This is a genomic window from Moorena sp. SIO1F2 (assembly GCF_010672755.1).
GTDB lineage: Bacteria > Cyanobacteriota > Cyanobacteriia > Cyanobacteriales > Coleofasciculaceae > Moorena.
Genome location: NZ_JAAHFV010000155.1, coordinates 1 through 14,387, shown reverse-complemented (window position 1 = coordinate 14,387; position 14,387 = coordinate 1). Strand labels below are relative to the sequence as shown.

Annotated in this window: 11 protein-coding genes and 2 pseudogenes; 8 read left to right on the top strand and 5 right to left on the bottom strand. The window is 44.1% G+C overall.

Annotation, left to right across the window (positions count from 1 at the left end; all coding sequences use genetic code 11):
• The first annotated feature begins 130 nt into the window (after positions 1-130).
• From F6J94_RS18550 to F6J94_RS18540, 3 genes are all read left to right on the top strand, one after another.
• A complete protein-coding gene (locus F6J94_RS18550; RefSeq protein ID WP_293025816.1) occupies positions 131-343 on the top strand; it encodes a hypothetical protein in 213 nt (70 codons plus the stop codon).
• Between the two features lie 290 nt (positions 344-633).
• The gene (locus F6J94_RS18545; protein WP_293043174.1) at positions 634-1,572 is read left to right on the top strand and encodes a phosphate/phosphite/phosphonate ABC transporter substrate-binding protein; all 939 of its coding nucleotides are present in this window, start codon (positions 634-636) and stop codon (positions 1,570-1,572) included.
• 59 nt (positions 1,573-1,631) lie between these two features.
• Entirely contained in the window at positions 1,632-3,581 is a 1,950-nt protein-coding gene (locus F6J94_RS18540; RefSeq protein WP_293043171.1) for an ATP-binding protein, read from the top strand.
• Positions 3,582-3,736: 155 nt separating this feature from the next.
• Here F6J94_RS18540 and F6J94_RS18535 read toward each other — a convergent pair whose 3' ends face one another.
• The gene (locus F6J94_RS18535) at positions 3,737-5,089 is read right to left on the bottom strand and encodes a TldD/PmbA family protein (protein ID WP_293043168.1); all 1,353 of its coding nucleotides are present in this window, start codon (positions 5,087-5,089) and stop codon (positions 3,737-3,739) included.
• Between the two features lie 99 nt (positions 5,090-5,188).
• Here F6J94_RS18535 and F6J94_RS18530 point away from each other — a divergent pair, with 99 nt between their 5' ends.
• Positions 5,189-6,538, top strand: coding sequence for a tetratricopeptide repeat protein (locus F6J94_RS18530; protein ID WP_293043166.1), 1,350 nt, complete (start codon positions 5,189-5,191; stop codon positions 6,536-6,538).
• A 56-nt stretch (positions 6,539-6,594) separates the two neighbouring features.
• Here the strand turns inward: F6J94_RS18530 and tnpA are convergent.
• Positions 6,595-6,941: pseudogene (tnpA, locus tag F6J94_RS18525) on the bottom strand (IS200/IS605 family transposase).
• A 130-nt stretch (positions 6,942-7,071) separates the two neighbouring features.
• Between tnpA and F6J94_RS18520 the strand changes: the two are divergent.
• A complete protein-coding gene (locus F6J94_RS18520; protein ID WP_293043164.1) occupies positions 7,072-8,379 on the top strand; it encodes a transposase in 1,308 nt (435 codons plus the stop codon).
• A gap of 100 nt (positions 8,380-8,479) precedes the next feature.
• Here F6J94_RS18520 and F6J94_RS18515 read toward each other — a convergent pair whose 3' ends face one another.
• Both F6J94_RS18515 and F6J94_RS18510 read right to left on the bottom strand, forming a co-directional pair.
• The gene (locus F6J94_RS18515) at positions 8,480-9,175 is read right to left on the bottom strand and encodes a TrkA family potassium uptake protein (protein ID WP_293025826.1); all 696 of its coding nucleotides are present in this window, start codon (positions 9,173-9,175) and stop codon (positions 8,480-8,482) included.
• Between the two features lie 119 nt (positions 9,176-9,294).
• Positions 9,295-10,629 carry a TrkH family potassium uptake protein gene (locus F6J94_RS18510; RefSeq protein ID WP_293043162.1) on the bottom strand — a complete coding sequence of 445 codons (1,335 nt, stop codon included), beginning with the start codon at positions 10,627-10,629 and terminating at the stop codon, positions 9,295-9,297.
• Between the two features lie 180 nt (positions 10,630-10,809).
• On the opposite strand from F6J94_RS18510, the gene F6J94_RS18505 reads away from it, so the two are divergent.
• The 3 genes from F6J94_RS18505 to F6J94_RS18495 all read left to right on the top strand — a co-directional run bounded on the left by F6J94_RS18505 (position 10,810) and on the right by F6J94_RS18495 (position 13,804).
• The gene (locus F6J94_RS18505; protein ID WP_293018860.1) at positions 10,810-11,673 is read left to right on the top strand and encodes a methyltransferase domain-containing protein; all 864 of its coding nucleotides are present in this window, start codon (positions 10,810-10,812) and stop codon (positions 11,671-11,673) included.
• 328 nt (positions 11,674-12,001) lie between these two features.
• Positions 12,002-12,682: an actin-binding WH2 domain-containing protein gene (locus F6J94_RS18500; RefSeq protein WP_075897757.1), complete on the top strand. Its 681-nt coding sequence runs from the start codon at positions 12,002-12,004 to the stop codon at positions 12,680-12,682.
• Between the two features lie 405 nt (positions 12,683-13,087).
• A complete protein-coding gene (locus F6J94_RS18495) occupies positions 13,088-13,804 on the top strand; it encodes a hypothetical protein (RefSeq protein WP_075897755.1) in 717 nt (238 codons plus the stop codon).
• A 21-nt stretch (positions 13,805-13,825) separates the two neighbouring features.
• Here F6J94_RS18495 and F6J94_RS18490 read toward each other — a convergent pair.
• A pseudogene (locus F6J94_RS18490) lies at positions 13,826-14,387 on the bottom strand (hypothetical protein); the annotation flags it as partial.

Here is a 14,387-nt window from a genome sequence, read left to right as displayed (position 1 = left end):
TATTGCTAGTAAGTAGATAATGTTAGGTCACGACATAAAGTGATACCATATAAAATAGCTCCTAGGTTCTACCACACTAAATGCATCTACTCCGATGCTCAAGAGTCATTGTCTAACCGGGAGGTAATCTATGACTTCTCAAGAAACCGGAGCTTCGAGCTATGCAAGTTCTGCTTTAGGACAGGGTGTCTATGGGGAGGTGAAACTGGTGAAACTAAGGTACTCTCAAAGAGATGATTTTTCGGAGGCTTCACCAAAAGGACAAGGAAAAGGGCTTGGGGTAATAGGAATACCTTTTACCTTTGTCCATCAGGCGAGCGTGTCATTCCCTGTAAGCATGTAACTCGCTCTAGCCCAACTGCACTAGGGTGTTCTAGGATTAAGTTTTCCTGTATTGATCTTCACCTAACCCAAGGAATTAGTAAGGCATCTACAGTTCAAGGGGATAACCGAATCAGTGAATTTACCTATGGGCTTTTGTGTTGAGGTAGATTGTCCTGCAGGAAATCGCTATTCTGAGGTAGATTCACTGAAAACTTTGCTAAGTTTGCTAAGGTAGCCATCCTGACATGGCTAATCCTAGTATCTACCTGTGAAGACATCGGTTCTAACTGTAATTGAGAGTAGGACACTATGTTAACCAAGCTGTTAGGAAAAGTTCTGCTCGTTGGTATGCTCACTTCCTTAGTGAGCTGTAGTCAACCAGCCGAACAATCAAACCCTAGCTTAGAGCCATCGACAATTTCTGAAGACACTAAGGTGATTGTATTAGGTGATATTTCAAAGAATCCAGCCAAAAAGATCCGCCGCTTCCAGCCCCTGGCAAATTACCTGGCTGAGAAGTTGAGTGAGTTCGATATTAACACTGGCGAAGTAAAAATTGCCTCCGATTTTCCTACCATGATCAGCTGGCTCAAAGAAGGGGAGGTACACCTATACTTCGATAGTCTCTACCCAGCCATGAGGATTAATCAAGAGTCTGGTGCTCAACCAATTTTGCGCCGCTGGAAACGGGGTGATGCTGAGTACCACACGATTATCTTTACTATGAAAGACCGAGGGATTAAATCCCTAGCTGACCTCAAGGGTAAGAAGGTCGCGTTTGATGATAGACAATCGACCTCTGGCTATATGTTACCTATGGCTGCTCTCATTGAAGCAGGTTTGAAGCCTAATGAAAAGGGATCAGCCAGTGATGTAGTTGCAGCTAATGAGGTGGGGTATATCTTCAGTGATGATGATGAAAATACTATCCAATGGGTGATTAGCTCAAAGGCAGACGCTGGTGCAGTGGATAACCAGACTTTCGAGCAAGTCCCGGAGGATGTCCGGGACGCCATGACTATTTTGGCTGAGACGGACAAGGTGCCTAGGCAAGTCGTGATGGTTCCAGGCAATATGGATCCTGAGTTAATGGCTCAGCTCAAGAGTATTCTGACTACCATGCATAACGACCCCAAGGGCAAAGAAGTGCTGACTAAGTTCCAGAAGACTGCTAAGTTTGATGAATTCCCAACTCTACAGGGGTTGGAAAGGATGCAACAATTATACAACATTGTTGAGAATCGGTAAATTGCATGGGCAGATTTAGCTGGAGACAATGGCCATTAGCCACTAAACTGACAATGACTATGACTAGCTTGGTCATTGTGGCAGTGGCTAGTGTCACCATGCTATCTCTGCACCGTGAGCAACAAACCTTTCGTAAAGAACTCAAGCAACAGGCGAATCTATTGCTTAATACTCTGATCTTAGTGACTGCTGATGCGCTCTACCTTGCAGATGCTGATGCTTTGGAGCAGGTCATGGAGCAGCTGGGGGATCAGGGGTTAGTGGAGGAGGGTTTCATATACCAAAAAGATGGACGGATCGTAGCCAAAGCCGATTCGGTAGACGGTCAGGTGTATAGTCTCGAGAGTAACTCTGTTGGCCAGGAGCTGCTAAGGCTAAAACCTGATAAGATATATGTTGAGTGGGATGCTGACCAACTTACTGTTGGGAAAGCAGTGATTCTCGGGAATCAGACAGTGGGAGCGATTAGTGTCGGACTGTCTACAGCTCCCCTGAATAATAAAATTGCTGCGGTACGTAATCAAGGTCTAGTGGTGGCAGTAACCGCAGCGGCTGCCGGTACCCTGTTGGCACTGCTGCTGAGTCGGTCAATCACTGAACCATTGCAACAGATGACTGCTGCAACCAAGCGTTTGGCTGCTGGGGACTTGAACCAGAAGATTACTGTTCACACCAAGGATGAGCTAGCGATGTTGGCAGATTCCTTCAACCGGATGACTTCCCGGCTGCGAAAAGTCATTGAAAATTTGGAACAGCGAGCTGAAGCTCTGCGCCAAAGTGAAGGGAAAAATCGAGCCTTGCTCAATGCTATCCCGGATTTAATGTTGCACTTTAGTCACGATGGTACATTTCTAGATTATAAAGCGGCAAGGAATCATAGCTCTTTTGGGTTTGGAGATCAAGTCTTGGGTAAAACGGTGTATAATGTATTACCACAAGGGATAGCTCAACTTTATATCAGCAATGTTCAGCAAGCTTTGGAAACTGGGGAGATCCAAATCTTTGAACATGAGAGGTTTATTAATGGCCAACGCCGCCATTTTGAAGCACGGATTGTGGTCAGTGGAGATAAAGAAGTGCTGACCATTGTCCGGGATATTACGGATAACAAGTTGGCTCAGATTGAGTTGCAACAGGCAAAAGAAGCGGCTGAAGAAGCCAACCATGCCAAGAGTGCGTTTATGGCTAGTATGAGCCATGAGCTACGGACACCCCTGAACGGTATTCTGGGCTTAAGTCAGTTGCTTTGGGAAGATGCCGAGGAGTTAGGCTATGACGAGTTCGTCTCTGACTTAAAGGAGATTTGGAACTCTGGTACGCACCTGCTCACACTGATCAGTGATGTTCTAGACATTTCAAAGATTGAAGCAGGCAAGATGAACCTCTACTTAGAGAGCTTTGATGTTACCACCCTGATAGTGGAATTGGAAAGCCTTGCTAAGCCACTGATGCAGAAAAAGAACAATAGTCTAAAGATCAGCAGTGCTGACTCTCTCGGGACAATGGTGGCTGACCGGACTAAGCTCAAGCAGGTTCTGTTAAACTTGCTAAGTAATGCTGCCAAATTCACTGAGACAGGCACGATTACTTTTAGCATTAAGCGTGAAGGAAGTAACCATAGGAATGGCAAGAACGAACTCATTTTGGAGTTATCCCAACCTTATTCGAGATCCTCAAGTGCTTCCTACACCACAATCGATATCCCTACTTCCCACAATACCTTAGCAAATCTCGAATCTGATGATTGGTTGATCTTCTCGGTAGCTGATACTGGCATTGGTATGACTCCAGAACAGCTTAACAAAGTATTTCAACCATTTACCCAGGCAGATAATTCAACCACCAAAAAGTATGGTGGAACGGGTTTAGGTCTTTCCATCAGCCAACGCTTCTGCGACATGATGGGTTGTCAAATTATGGTGGAAAGCCAAATTGGTGTTGGCTCTACCTTTACCATCCGTTGCCCTGCTGTAGTAAATGACCCCAAAGCAGAAACACCTAAGGGCTAAATGGGTAATGAGTAATGGGTTAAGTGAAGGCAAAAGGTAAAAGGTAAAGTTTTCACATTTGAGCTTTCACATTTGAGCTTTCACATTTGAGCTTTCACATTTCACATGACAGCTTTCTTCTTTAATTCTTCATATTTCATCATTCATGATTTGCCTCAAATGCTGTCAGTGATACTATCAAAGTTAAATGCCTTGACCCGAACTCCTGGAACTACGATGTTACCGTAGCGCTGTACTTGGCTTAGGGCATCGATTTCTTTTAACATTTGAGGCAGGCTTTGGTTAAAGCGCAGGTTTTTAATCGGGTAGGCAATCTGACCGTCTTCAATCCAGAATGTGCCGTCACGGGTCATACCTGTGACCTCTAGGGTTTTGGGATTAACATAGCGCACATACCAAGCACGATTTACCAAAATACCTCGCTCTGTCTGGGCAATCAGGTCAGCTAGACTTTGGCTAGAACCGGACATGACAATGGGAAACAATAGTCCGGTGGGATCTTTGCCTTTCTGAGCTGCCCAATAGCGGCTATAGTAAAGGATTTGGGGAATACCGTCCTTAATCACCTCGGTATAGCGATTACTCAATCCATCCCGAAAGCAAGTGCCTAATTGGAGTAGGGGATGAGCAGGGTCGCGTTGTACCTGCACTATAGGGCTAAACATTGGCTGACCCAAGCGGTTACCAGTGGGCTTACCGGTTTGATCACTATGGGACATAAAGGAGCGTCCTTCATCGGCTGCCCGAGCATCCATATTCCAGATTACCCAAGACAGTAATTCCGCAAAGGCAGCACCATCAAATATAACTGGGTAGGTACCTGGATTCACCTTACGGGGGTGACGTGAGGCTTTAGCTCGTTCAATTAGAGCTGTTATCGATGACTTCTCTAAAATCGGTAACTGCTCTACGGCAAAGGCAGTGCTTTGACTCCAACTCGAACCATCGTCTATACGGGCTGTAACGCTACAATCTGCCTCTGTACCTTGGTCTAACGCTCGTAACCCTTGGGAGTTGCCCACAACTCGTAAAAAGGCTTGAGTACTAAGCTTACCAGACCCTTCGACTCCTGCCTTAGCAGTTAAGGTACATACTCCCTTGACCATTTCTCCCCGTTCCAAGGGGGAAAGGGTAGCAGTGGCTTGATCGAAGGCTGGGGTGCGTTGCTCATAATCCTGGGCTTCCAGTAGGGGTACCCATTCAGGATCTTCTGGGGCAATGCGAGCCAGTTGTTCTGAACGTTGGATAGTTTGGGCTATTGCCTCTGGGTCTAGTTCTGTTGTGGTAGCAGAGGCACAACGCTTACCGAAATAACTGGTAATGGTAAGTTGGCAGCGTTGGCGGCTGATATTCTGGGTAATCTGATTTTCCGAGAAGCGGCTAAGAAATTCGTCACCAAGGCTGAGACTGACGAATACCCCTTCTGCCTGGGATTGGGCAATGACTGAATCGACTAAGGATAGGGCTTGATCTTTGCGATCGCATATCGGAGCAGCAGCTAGGGTCATTTCCTGTGGGGATGGGCTTGATAAGCGGCGAATTATTCTAGTAAAAAAATATTATCCTGTAGTATACCAAAAATGTCTCAGCATATAGGAAAAGGGTGAATGAGAACGATACCGCTGCTAGCTGCCACTATCATCAGTTTTGGTTTGACAAGTGTTGGTCAAGCTCAAGGTAAAGAGATTCCTGAGTATAAAGGAACCAAGCAGTTGATGGAAGGTCCATACTCCAATAACCTGGATGCGGCTTCATACTTTCAAGTTGGCGTGAAACTGTACGGACGTCGGGACTTTCCTGGGGCAGAGCGCGCTTTTCGTAAAGCCCTTGAGTTTGACCCCTATATGGCCATGGGACGTTATTTGTTGGCGAATACGTTTTTGCAGCAGGGTAAGAACCAGCTGGCATTGGAACAATACCAAATTGCTATTGCCCTTGACCCAACCTTGTCACAAGCTTATTACAACTTAGGCATTGCTTTTTACAAGGAAGGGGCACCCGATAGTGCGATCGCTGCTTATCGACAGGCGTTGTCTTTCAACCCTGAATCAGCAGATATTTACTATAACTTAGGGTTAGCCCTGGAATCTCAGGGTAATCAAGAAGAGGCGATCGAACACTACCAAGCCACCATTCGCCTAGACCCAGATTATGGCAAAGCCTACTATAACATGGGACTGATTTTAGTCGAGCAAGACCAGATTGGACCAGCAACTACTGCACTCAGACAAGCAGTTCGCACTCAACCTAAATTGCAGAAAGCACACTACCAGTTGGGACTATTACTGGTGGAGCAAGGGGAAAAGTCAGCGGCAGAGGAATCCTTTAGGGAAGCAGTTAAGGTTGACCCGAACTTGGCTCCGGCTCAGTATCAATTAGCGGTAATTTTGTTTGAGAAAGGGGAGTTGGCGGAAGCGATTACTCGGTTTCGCTTGGTGACGGAACTGGAACCGGAAAATGTGGATGCTTACCGACAGCTAGGGGCAGCACTGACAGCCAATGGTGAATACGCCGAAGCAGTAACCACACTCAAATTAGCTGTGCAACTGGATCCTTACCACGCCTTGACCCACTACAACCTTGGTGTTGCTCTACAACAGCAAGAACAGTATGAGGAAGCCATGGCTGAATATCAGCAAGCTCTTAGCCTGTCTCCGGCATTAGCAGAAGGTCATTACAACTTGGGTGTAGTTTTAGAAAAGTCTCAACAGCGAGAGGAAGCTCTCTCTTCTTTGGTCAAAGCTAGAGAGTTATTCGCCTTTGCTGGTAATGAGGAAAAGGTGACAGAGGTTGATGAGTACATCAAGCAGCTAGAAGCACAAGACAAGTTGGTTGATACTCAAGAAACTCCTGAGGTAGACTCTCCTGAAATTCCACAGATGAAGTCTCCTGAAATTCTGGAGGTAGAATCCCAACCTAAACAGGTAAGGGGTCTCCCGTTATACCCTGAGGGTTAGCGGGAGACGGGGCGTATAAAGTGCGGACGCAGGTTCCGCACACAGCCCCTTGGGAATTACCTGACAGGGTATTTTGGCGCAAGGACATAACTCTTTAACTGCTCAATTGTCACACCGCCACAAGAAGCTACAAAATAAGAACCTGTCGGTGAAAACCTTTTTATCGCCATAAAACTGCCCTTTTGTATTCAGAAAATCAGGAACGAATCAATCTACTGGTTACAGTTTTGATATTTGCTATTAACTTAACCGGAGCTACTTTAGGATTGAGATCCACGAGCAGATGGAGGTGGTCACTTTCTCCGTTCAACTCTATCAGGTGGCATTCCCACTTAACACAAGTGTCCGAGCAGATTTGCTGCGCGCCTTTTCGCGCAGCGGAGGCCGTAGGCCACATCAAAATTTGTTCTGATCTAACTTGACGTCTGTTTATCGTCTTACTGTAGACATTGTAATAGTAAGACGATAAACAGACCTGTTTTCTTTTGTATAATTACCTTTCATAACTATACGATAAATGCTACAATACTACTATGATACTCACTTACTGCTACCGAATCAAGCCAAGTCCTGAACAAATTGTCACCATGGAACGGTGGCTCGAATTGCTTCGACGCCACTGGAACTATGCATTAGGACAAAGGCTTGATTGGCTCAATCGGACTCGTTCCCCGATTGATAGGTGTAGTCTGGTAAGTGAGCCGATCGGTGAGATTCCAGAAGAGGTAAATTACTACACTCAACAAACAGCCCTCAAGGAGACAAAACGACTGTTTCCTGAATATAAAAAAATTTATGCAGAGACTCAACAAGTTAATCTGCAAAGGTTAAACAAAGCCTGGAAAAGATGGAGAAGACCTGACGCAAGTGGTAAACGTGGGGGTAGACCTCGCTTTAAAAAAGCTGGAGAACTTAGATCGTTTGTATTCCCTAGGGTCAATAATTCTAAGGCTGGGGCACACTTGGTTGATGGTGTTTTAAAGTTAAGTCGAATCGGGTCAATGCCTGTTGTAATGCATCGACCATTGCCTGTTAGCGAAGCTTGCCCGAAGGGCGTGGGTTTTGTCCTTAAGCAATGCACCATTGTCAAGAAGGCTGATGGTTGGTACTGCTGTCTTGCAATGAAAGACGACACTGTACCTGAACTACTATCCATAGATTCAGTTAAGTCTGCCGTTGGTATTGACGTTGGCCTAGAGAAATTTTTGACCACATCTGACGGAGAGGCAATACCTATTCCGCAGTTTTACAGGAAAGCTCAGGATAAACTTGCTCAGGCTCAAAAAGTAATGTCGCGCCGCGTCAAGGGTTCTAAGAATTGGAAAAAATCAAAGCATAAAGTAGCTTTGTTGCACCTTCACTTAACCCGTTGCCGGAAGGAATTTCATTATCAGGTTGCTCATTGGCTATGTAGTAAATACGACCTAATTGCTCACGAAAATTTAAACATCAAAGGACTCGCTCGAACTAAGTTAGCGAAATCAATACACGATGCAGCCTGGGGAGCATTCTTGGAAATATTACAAGTAGTGGCGGTAAAACGCGGCTTGTTAGTTCAGGAAGTTAACCCACGTGGAACGAGTATTGAGTGCTTTAATTGTGGCTCATTAGTTGAGAAAAGTCTAAGTGATTCGGCGAAGCCGACGCTGCGCGAACGTGTTCATTGTTGTTCCAGTTGTAACGTAAAAATTGACAGAGACTGGAACAGTGGCATCAATATTTTAAATCGTGGATTATTGGCGGTTGGACTGCCGCTCAATGGCTGTGGTAAATCGGCACAAGATGCCGTGGAGCAGCAAGTCTCATTTGTGAATCTGAGAAGCCCACATCATAATCTTTGATTTGATGTGGGAGTAGTCACGAAACTCCTAAGGTAGAGTCCACTGAAACTGAACATATGGAACCGGAAAAGTCTGAACCAGACAGAGGGATTCCTAAGCTTTAAATGGGTAAGCGGTCAATATCAGGGTTGGAGCCAATAATAACCATAAGCATATCTTTGTACAGAGGTTGATTAGGGTCAGGGTTAATCTCAAATTCAGCATCTCCCTTAATAGCCAGGACAGTCAAGCCATAGCGCTTGCGCAATTCCAGTTCCAAAATGGTTTTGCCATCAAATTTTTCTGGCACTCTGACCTCGACAATACTGTGCTTAGAGTCTAGGTCAAACCATTCCAAAATGGATGGTTTGGTGAGGGAGCGTGCTAAAGCACAACCTGCGTCATTCTCAGGAAAAACTACATGATCGGCTCCTACCCGTTTTAACAGCTTGCCATGAACTTCTGAGGAAGCTTTAGCAATGACGTAAGGAACTCCTGCTTCTTTTAAGTTGAGGGTGGTGATAATGCTTTCTTGTAAATAGTTACCGATGGCAATAATTACTGTGTCAAATTCTAAAATCCCGGCTTCTTTCAATGCTAATGGTTCTTTTGAATCGAGCTGCACAGCATGGGAAGCTATTTTTTCGGTTAACACTTGGCAAACTAGTTTTTCATCAATATCAGTACCCAGAACCTCATAGCCAAGTTGGTATAGTGTGGAACAGACAGCTCGACCAAAACGCCCTAGTCCAATAACGGCAAACTGTTTATTTTCTTTGGGTAGGTTACGCAAAAACGTTAAAAATGATAGATTCACTTCGGCCTCCTTTGATAACTGCTATAGTAAGTTTTTATTACTTGTTACTTGTTGATTTTTAAGTGTTAATTGCCATTGGAAATTTGCCATTACCAAGCCAGTATACCTTTTACCTAGGATTATCCCACAAGTAAGTTTTCTTCTGGATACTGAACTGCGCTGGGACGGGGTTCTCCTAGTAGGGATGCCATGAGCAACAAAACTCCAACCCTGCCAATGTACATCGTTCCAATTAACACTAGCTTTGCCAAGGTAGAAACGTCTGGGGTAATCCCTGTGGAAAGACCGACAGTAGCAAAGGCTGAGACAACTTCAAATAAAATCTCAATAAAATCCATATTTGGCTCAGCTAGGGAAATTAAAAGTGTTGAGAGAATTACTGTAGCGAATGATCCGACTAAGACTCCAATGGCTTTTAGAATTAGCTCAATTGGCACCTGACGCTTATATAGATAAACCTCTTCTTTGCCTTGTAAAATTGCTTTGGTAGAACTAACTAAAATTCTTACTGTTGTAGTCTTGATGCCACCACCTGTTCCTCCTGGACTGGCTCCAAAAAACATCATTGCAATGGTAATAAATAACCCGGCTGTGGTCATTTTACCAAGATCAATGGTGTTAAAGCCTGCGGTTCTGGTGGTCACTGACTGAAACCAGGCTTTGATAAATTTGTCTGATAATGTTGAAGGTCCTAGAGTGTTATAATTATTAAATTCGATGAATAAAAATGCGATTGCTCCCACTATCAACAAAAAGATAGTAGTGCTAGTAACTACTTTAAAATTAAGGGAAAATTCCAGAGACTTACGTCGTCGGAGCATGCGATCGCGCAACCAAAGATAAAACTCAAAAATTACCTGTTGACCAATGCCACCGCAGATAATTAGAGCTGTGATCACTAGGTTCAGTAGAAGAGATGACTGATAACTTGTTAAACTGTCTGGAAAAAGACTAAATCCAGCATTATTCCAAGCACTGATGCTATGAAAAATGGCTAACCAGAGTCCCTGGTATAATCCATAATCGGGAATAAACACTAGTAAAAGTAGAAAAATCCCTGTGATTTCAAAAATTATTGCTGTGGCAATGATAGAACGAATTAATGCTGCACTGTCTTGTAAACCTTGTCGATCTAAGGCTTGTTGAATGGCGATTTTCTGCTTCAATTTGAACTTGCGCCCCAGTATTAAAATGAGAAATGTGGTGGTGGTCATATAGCCCAAACCGCCAATTTGGAAGAGGGCAAGCACAATCAACTGTCCCCAGAAGGAAAAATAGGAGCCAGTATCGACAACCACTAGACCAGTAACACAGACAGCAGAGGTTGAGGTGAATAGTGCCACCATGGGGTTAGTCCATGTGCCATCACTAGCAGCAAATGGCATCATTAGCAAAACAGTTCCGATGGCAATTACGGAAAGGAATCCAAGGCAAATGGTTCGGGGAATAGTCATTGGTCATTTGTGATTTGTCTTTGTCCTTTGTCTTTGTCATTGTTCATTTGTGATTTACCATCTGTCAAGACCCTTTTTCCTTAGTAGCGGCCCACCGCGTGCCCCCGTCGAATTGGGTATGGTTTATGGAAGTGAGAACCGCTATAGTTGGTGATACGGAACGATGCTTGTGGACATGATATGACATTAAGTCTTGAAAAATTGAGTCTTGAAAAACAGATTCAGGAATTTTATGATGCCTCTTCTGGCTTGTGGGAAGCAGTTTGGGGTGAACATATGCACCATGGCTATTATGGCTGGGCGGGTACTGAGAGGAAAAACCGATATCAGGCACAAATTGACTTGATTGATGAATTGCTCTGTTGGGCTGAAGTGGAGCAAGCTAGTACTATTTTGGATGTCGGTTGTGGGATTGGTGGCAGTTCACTTTATTTAGCGCAACAGTTTGAAGCAAATGTTACTGGCATTACGTTAAGTCCAGTTCAAGCATCACGAGGAACTCAACGAGCGCAAGAGGCTGGGTTGGCGACACGGGTTCAGTTTCAGGTTGCTAATGCTTTGGATATGCCTTTTGCTGATGAAACGTTTGATTTTGTCTGGTCGATGGAGAGTGGAGAACATATGCCGGACAAGCAACAGTTTCTTCAAGAATGTTATCGGGTGCTTAAACCTGGGGGAAGGTTTTTAATGGCAACTTGGTGTCACCGTCCGATCACCTTGGCGACGGGACAATTGACAACAGATGAACAGCAGCATTTGGCTGAAATTTATCGGGTTTATTGTTTGCCTTATGTGATTTCGTTGCAGGAGTATGAGGAAATTGCTGGCAATTTGAATTTCCAAACTATTCGGACGGCGGATTGGTCAGATGCGGTTGAACCGTTTTGGGATATTGTGATTGATTCTGCTTTTGAGCCGAAAGCGATTTTAGGGTTGCTTAAAAGTAATTGGAAAATTGTGGAAGCGGCACTGTCGATGGGGTTGATGAGTCGAGGGTATCGCCGGGGGTTGATTCGTTATGGGTTGTTGTATGGCAGCAAGTGAGGATTGTAACGGAAATCATTTGCTGATACCTTGAGTTATCAAAATCAGTTGTATATGACCCAAATCTGATGATTCCTATGGGGTCATCCCATGTTAATTAGCAGTTTATTTTACGGAAAGGAGGTCAAATCCCGTGAAGTAATTATATATATAACAGTGAGTTAGTTGCCAATGGCAATTTGGCATGGGCAATGGTAAATCCATCGATTATTGTGGTAAGCACTAATGCTAGTAAAAATTAGTGCTATATTACTAGATTTTATCCTAGGTGGCTGAACGTGTTAGGTGGCTGTATCTTGTAGCTTTAAATTTTAATTAGGAGTAGGTCATGAACCACTTTACTGTGCTTATGGAGTTTTTGCGCGATCGCCAAAGATTCCTGAAGGAGGTTGACCAAGGGATTAGGATTGATATCAAGATTATCTCTTTATTGATTGCTAGCTCGGCATTTTTTGGGATTTATGGTGCAATTATCGGCTCGTTTAGTGGCCCCCTCCAGATTATCTCTTCAGCTATCAAATTACCGGCGCTATACCTTTTAACGCTGTTGATTTGTTTACCGACTTTATATTTTTTTGAGATTAGCTCAGGCTCTAAACGTAGTTTTGGGCAGTACCTAGCTTTGCTTTTGGCGGCGACATCTGTGATTAGTGTGATGCTATTTGGCTTTGCTCCTATCACTCTCTTTTTCCGTCTCTCGATTGATGATTATACATTTTTTCAGCTCTTAAATATAGTAATATTTGGCATCACTGGGTTAATTGGTGTCAATGTGTTTTACCAATGCATGGGATTGATCACTGAGCAAGAAGCTGAAGAAAACAAATATCGCACTAGGATTCTTAAAGCTTGGTTAGTGCTCTATGGATTTGTTGGTAGCCAATTGGGATGGACCCTCAGACCATTCTTCGGAGCTCCTGGGGAACCTTTTGCCCTATTTCGCGAGCTAGAGAGTAATTTTTATATGCATGTGTTGCAGTTAATTGGTAGAATGCTGGGTTGGGGTTAAGGCTTACTATTGATTTGCTATTTTGAAGCCACACTTGTGGCAGGTATAGCGCTGCGCGCAGCGCTATTTATTACAGCAGTTTTCAAGTCGGTCAGGTACAAATTTATGGCTTTTAGGGAGCAGGGAGCAGGGAATAGGGAGCAGGGAATAGGGAATAGGGAATAGGGAATAGGGAACAGGGAAAAATTATGTGTATCTCAGGTGCGACTCGTGGCGAATTTAATAATTAGATGCGGAAAGCGCACCTCATAGTTATTAAAAACGCTGTATATCGATAACGGATGGGATTGTTTGGGTGAGATGCTGTTAATAATACTTGATTTATTCGCAGTGTGGTTTTAACTATTGGTGGATGATTGGGATTGGTACAAGATATCATAAAATGGTTAACAGGAGCGAGATGATATGTCATCAAATTTAGGTAATTTAGAGATTACGTCAGAGGATATCAGAAACCTGGTAGATCTGAATTTTGCTAAGCTGGTGGCTATTGATTTTTGTCGGGGGTTTATATTTAAGAAGCCTAAGAATATGTTATCGATTCTGTTAACTGAGATATTTATATTGGGTCTGAGTTTAATTTTATTTTTGCCTCCAATCCTGATTTTTATGAAAAATTCAGGCAATTTGCCTGAAGACCAGGCTGGGATAACTGGGCTATTTACTATACTGGTGGGATTGTTTGTTTCAGGGATAGTGATTGGTAATGTATATCTTTATAAACAAGGAAAGCGAATTAAGTCTTTGGTTAGGTTAATGGATCAGGTTGATAACTATAATGGTGTGATTAAAGCGATTGATTTAGCTGAACGAATAGAGGCAATTGAGGGCTCAATTACTGAGTTCAAGCACTCTGAAAGCCGGAGAAAAGTTATTGAATCTCTAGCTATTACTAAACAAAGTTTAGTGAATGCTTTACAAGTGGAAAATTTAATCAGAAGTCATAATAATTTAATTGACAGCCGTCAGGTAGTTTTAAGCAATCTTGATGATAATTTGGCTACTTTGATGGCTTTTGAGCTGAGTGACGAAACTGGTGAATATGGTCGCTTACTTAATCAGTCTCTTCAGATTGGTATGAGTGTACATAAGGAGGTGATAAATTTACGAGGTAAGCGGTAGTTATTTTAAGGTTTTTTGGGTTTAAGGTTGTCTGTCAGAATGAAGAATGAAGAATGCAGAATGAAGAATGCAGAATGCAGAATTAAGAATGTAGAATGTAGAATGTAGAATGTAGAATGTAGAAGGTAGAATGTAGAATGTAGAAGGTAGAAGGTAGAAGGTAGAATGTAGAAGGTAGAAGGTAGAAGGTAGAAGGTAGAATAGGCATTTGATTCCGGGCTGGATCGCCCGACGCCTTCCAGTACCTGCGTCGGCATTGGCGTCATGACCGGCGTCACCGTCACCGGCGACCGGGTACATGGGCTTGACCACCATGCCCTCACCGCCGCCCTCGGTCATCGTGGTCCACCATCGGGTGGCCTCGGCCACCGCGGTCTCGTCCGCAGGGTCAAGAATCCGACGCTCGGTGGTGGCGATGAAGTCGGACGCTTCCGCCAGCCGATCACACTCGGCGAGGTGCCAGCGATTGGCTCGGCGGGCGGTGGTCTCGCCCTCTGCGGCCAGGATGGTGAACGGGGCGAAGCGAACCCCTTCGATACCGCTGGTGGGGGAGAGGTAGTTGCGGTAGGCGGTGCGGAATCGA

Coding starts and splice junctions, on each gene's coding strand:
- F6J94_RS18550 (WP_293025816.1), top strand. CDS start 131: ATGACTTCTCAAGAAACCGGAGCTTCGAGCTATGCAAGTTCTGCTTTA.
- F6J94_RS18545 (WP_293043174.1), top strand. CDS start 634: ATGTTAACCAAGCTGTTAGGAAAAGTTCTGCTCGTTGGTATGCTCACT.
- F6J94_RS18540 (WP_293043171.1), top strand. CDS start 1,632: ATGACTAGCTTGGTCATTGTGGCAGTGGCTAGTGTCACCATGCTATCT.
- F6J94_RS18535 (WP_293043168.1), bottom strand. CDS start 5,089: ATGACCCTAGCTGCTGCTCCGATATGCGATCGCAAAGATCAAGCCCTA.
- F6J94_RS18530 (WP_293043166.1), top strand. CDS start 5,189: ATGAGAACGATACCGCTGCTAGCTGCCACTATCATCAGTTTTGGTTTG.
- F6J94_RS18520 (WP_293043164.1), top strand. CDS start 7,072: ATGATACTCACTTACTGCTACCGAATCAAGCCAAGTCCTGAACAAATT.
- F6J94_RS18510 (WP_293043162.1), bottom strand. CDS start 10,629: ATGACTATTCCCCGAACCATTTGCCTTGGATTCCTTTCCGTAATTGCC.
- F6J94_RS18505 (WP_293018860.1), top strand. CDS start 10,810: ATGACATTAAGTCTTGAAAAATTGAGTCTTGAAAAACAGATTCAGGAA.
- F6J94_RS18500 (WP_075897757.1), top strand. CDS start 12,002: ATGAACCACTTTACTGTGCTTATGGAGTTTTTGCGCGATCGCCAAAGA.
- F6J94_RS18495 (WP_075897755.1), top strand. CDS start 13,088: ATGTCATCAAATTTAGGTAATTTAGAGATTACGTCAGAGGATATCAGA.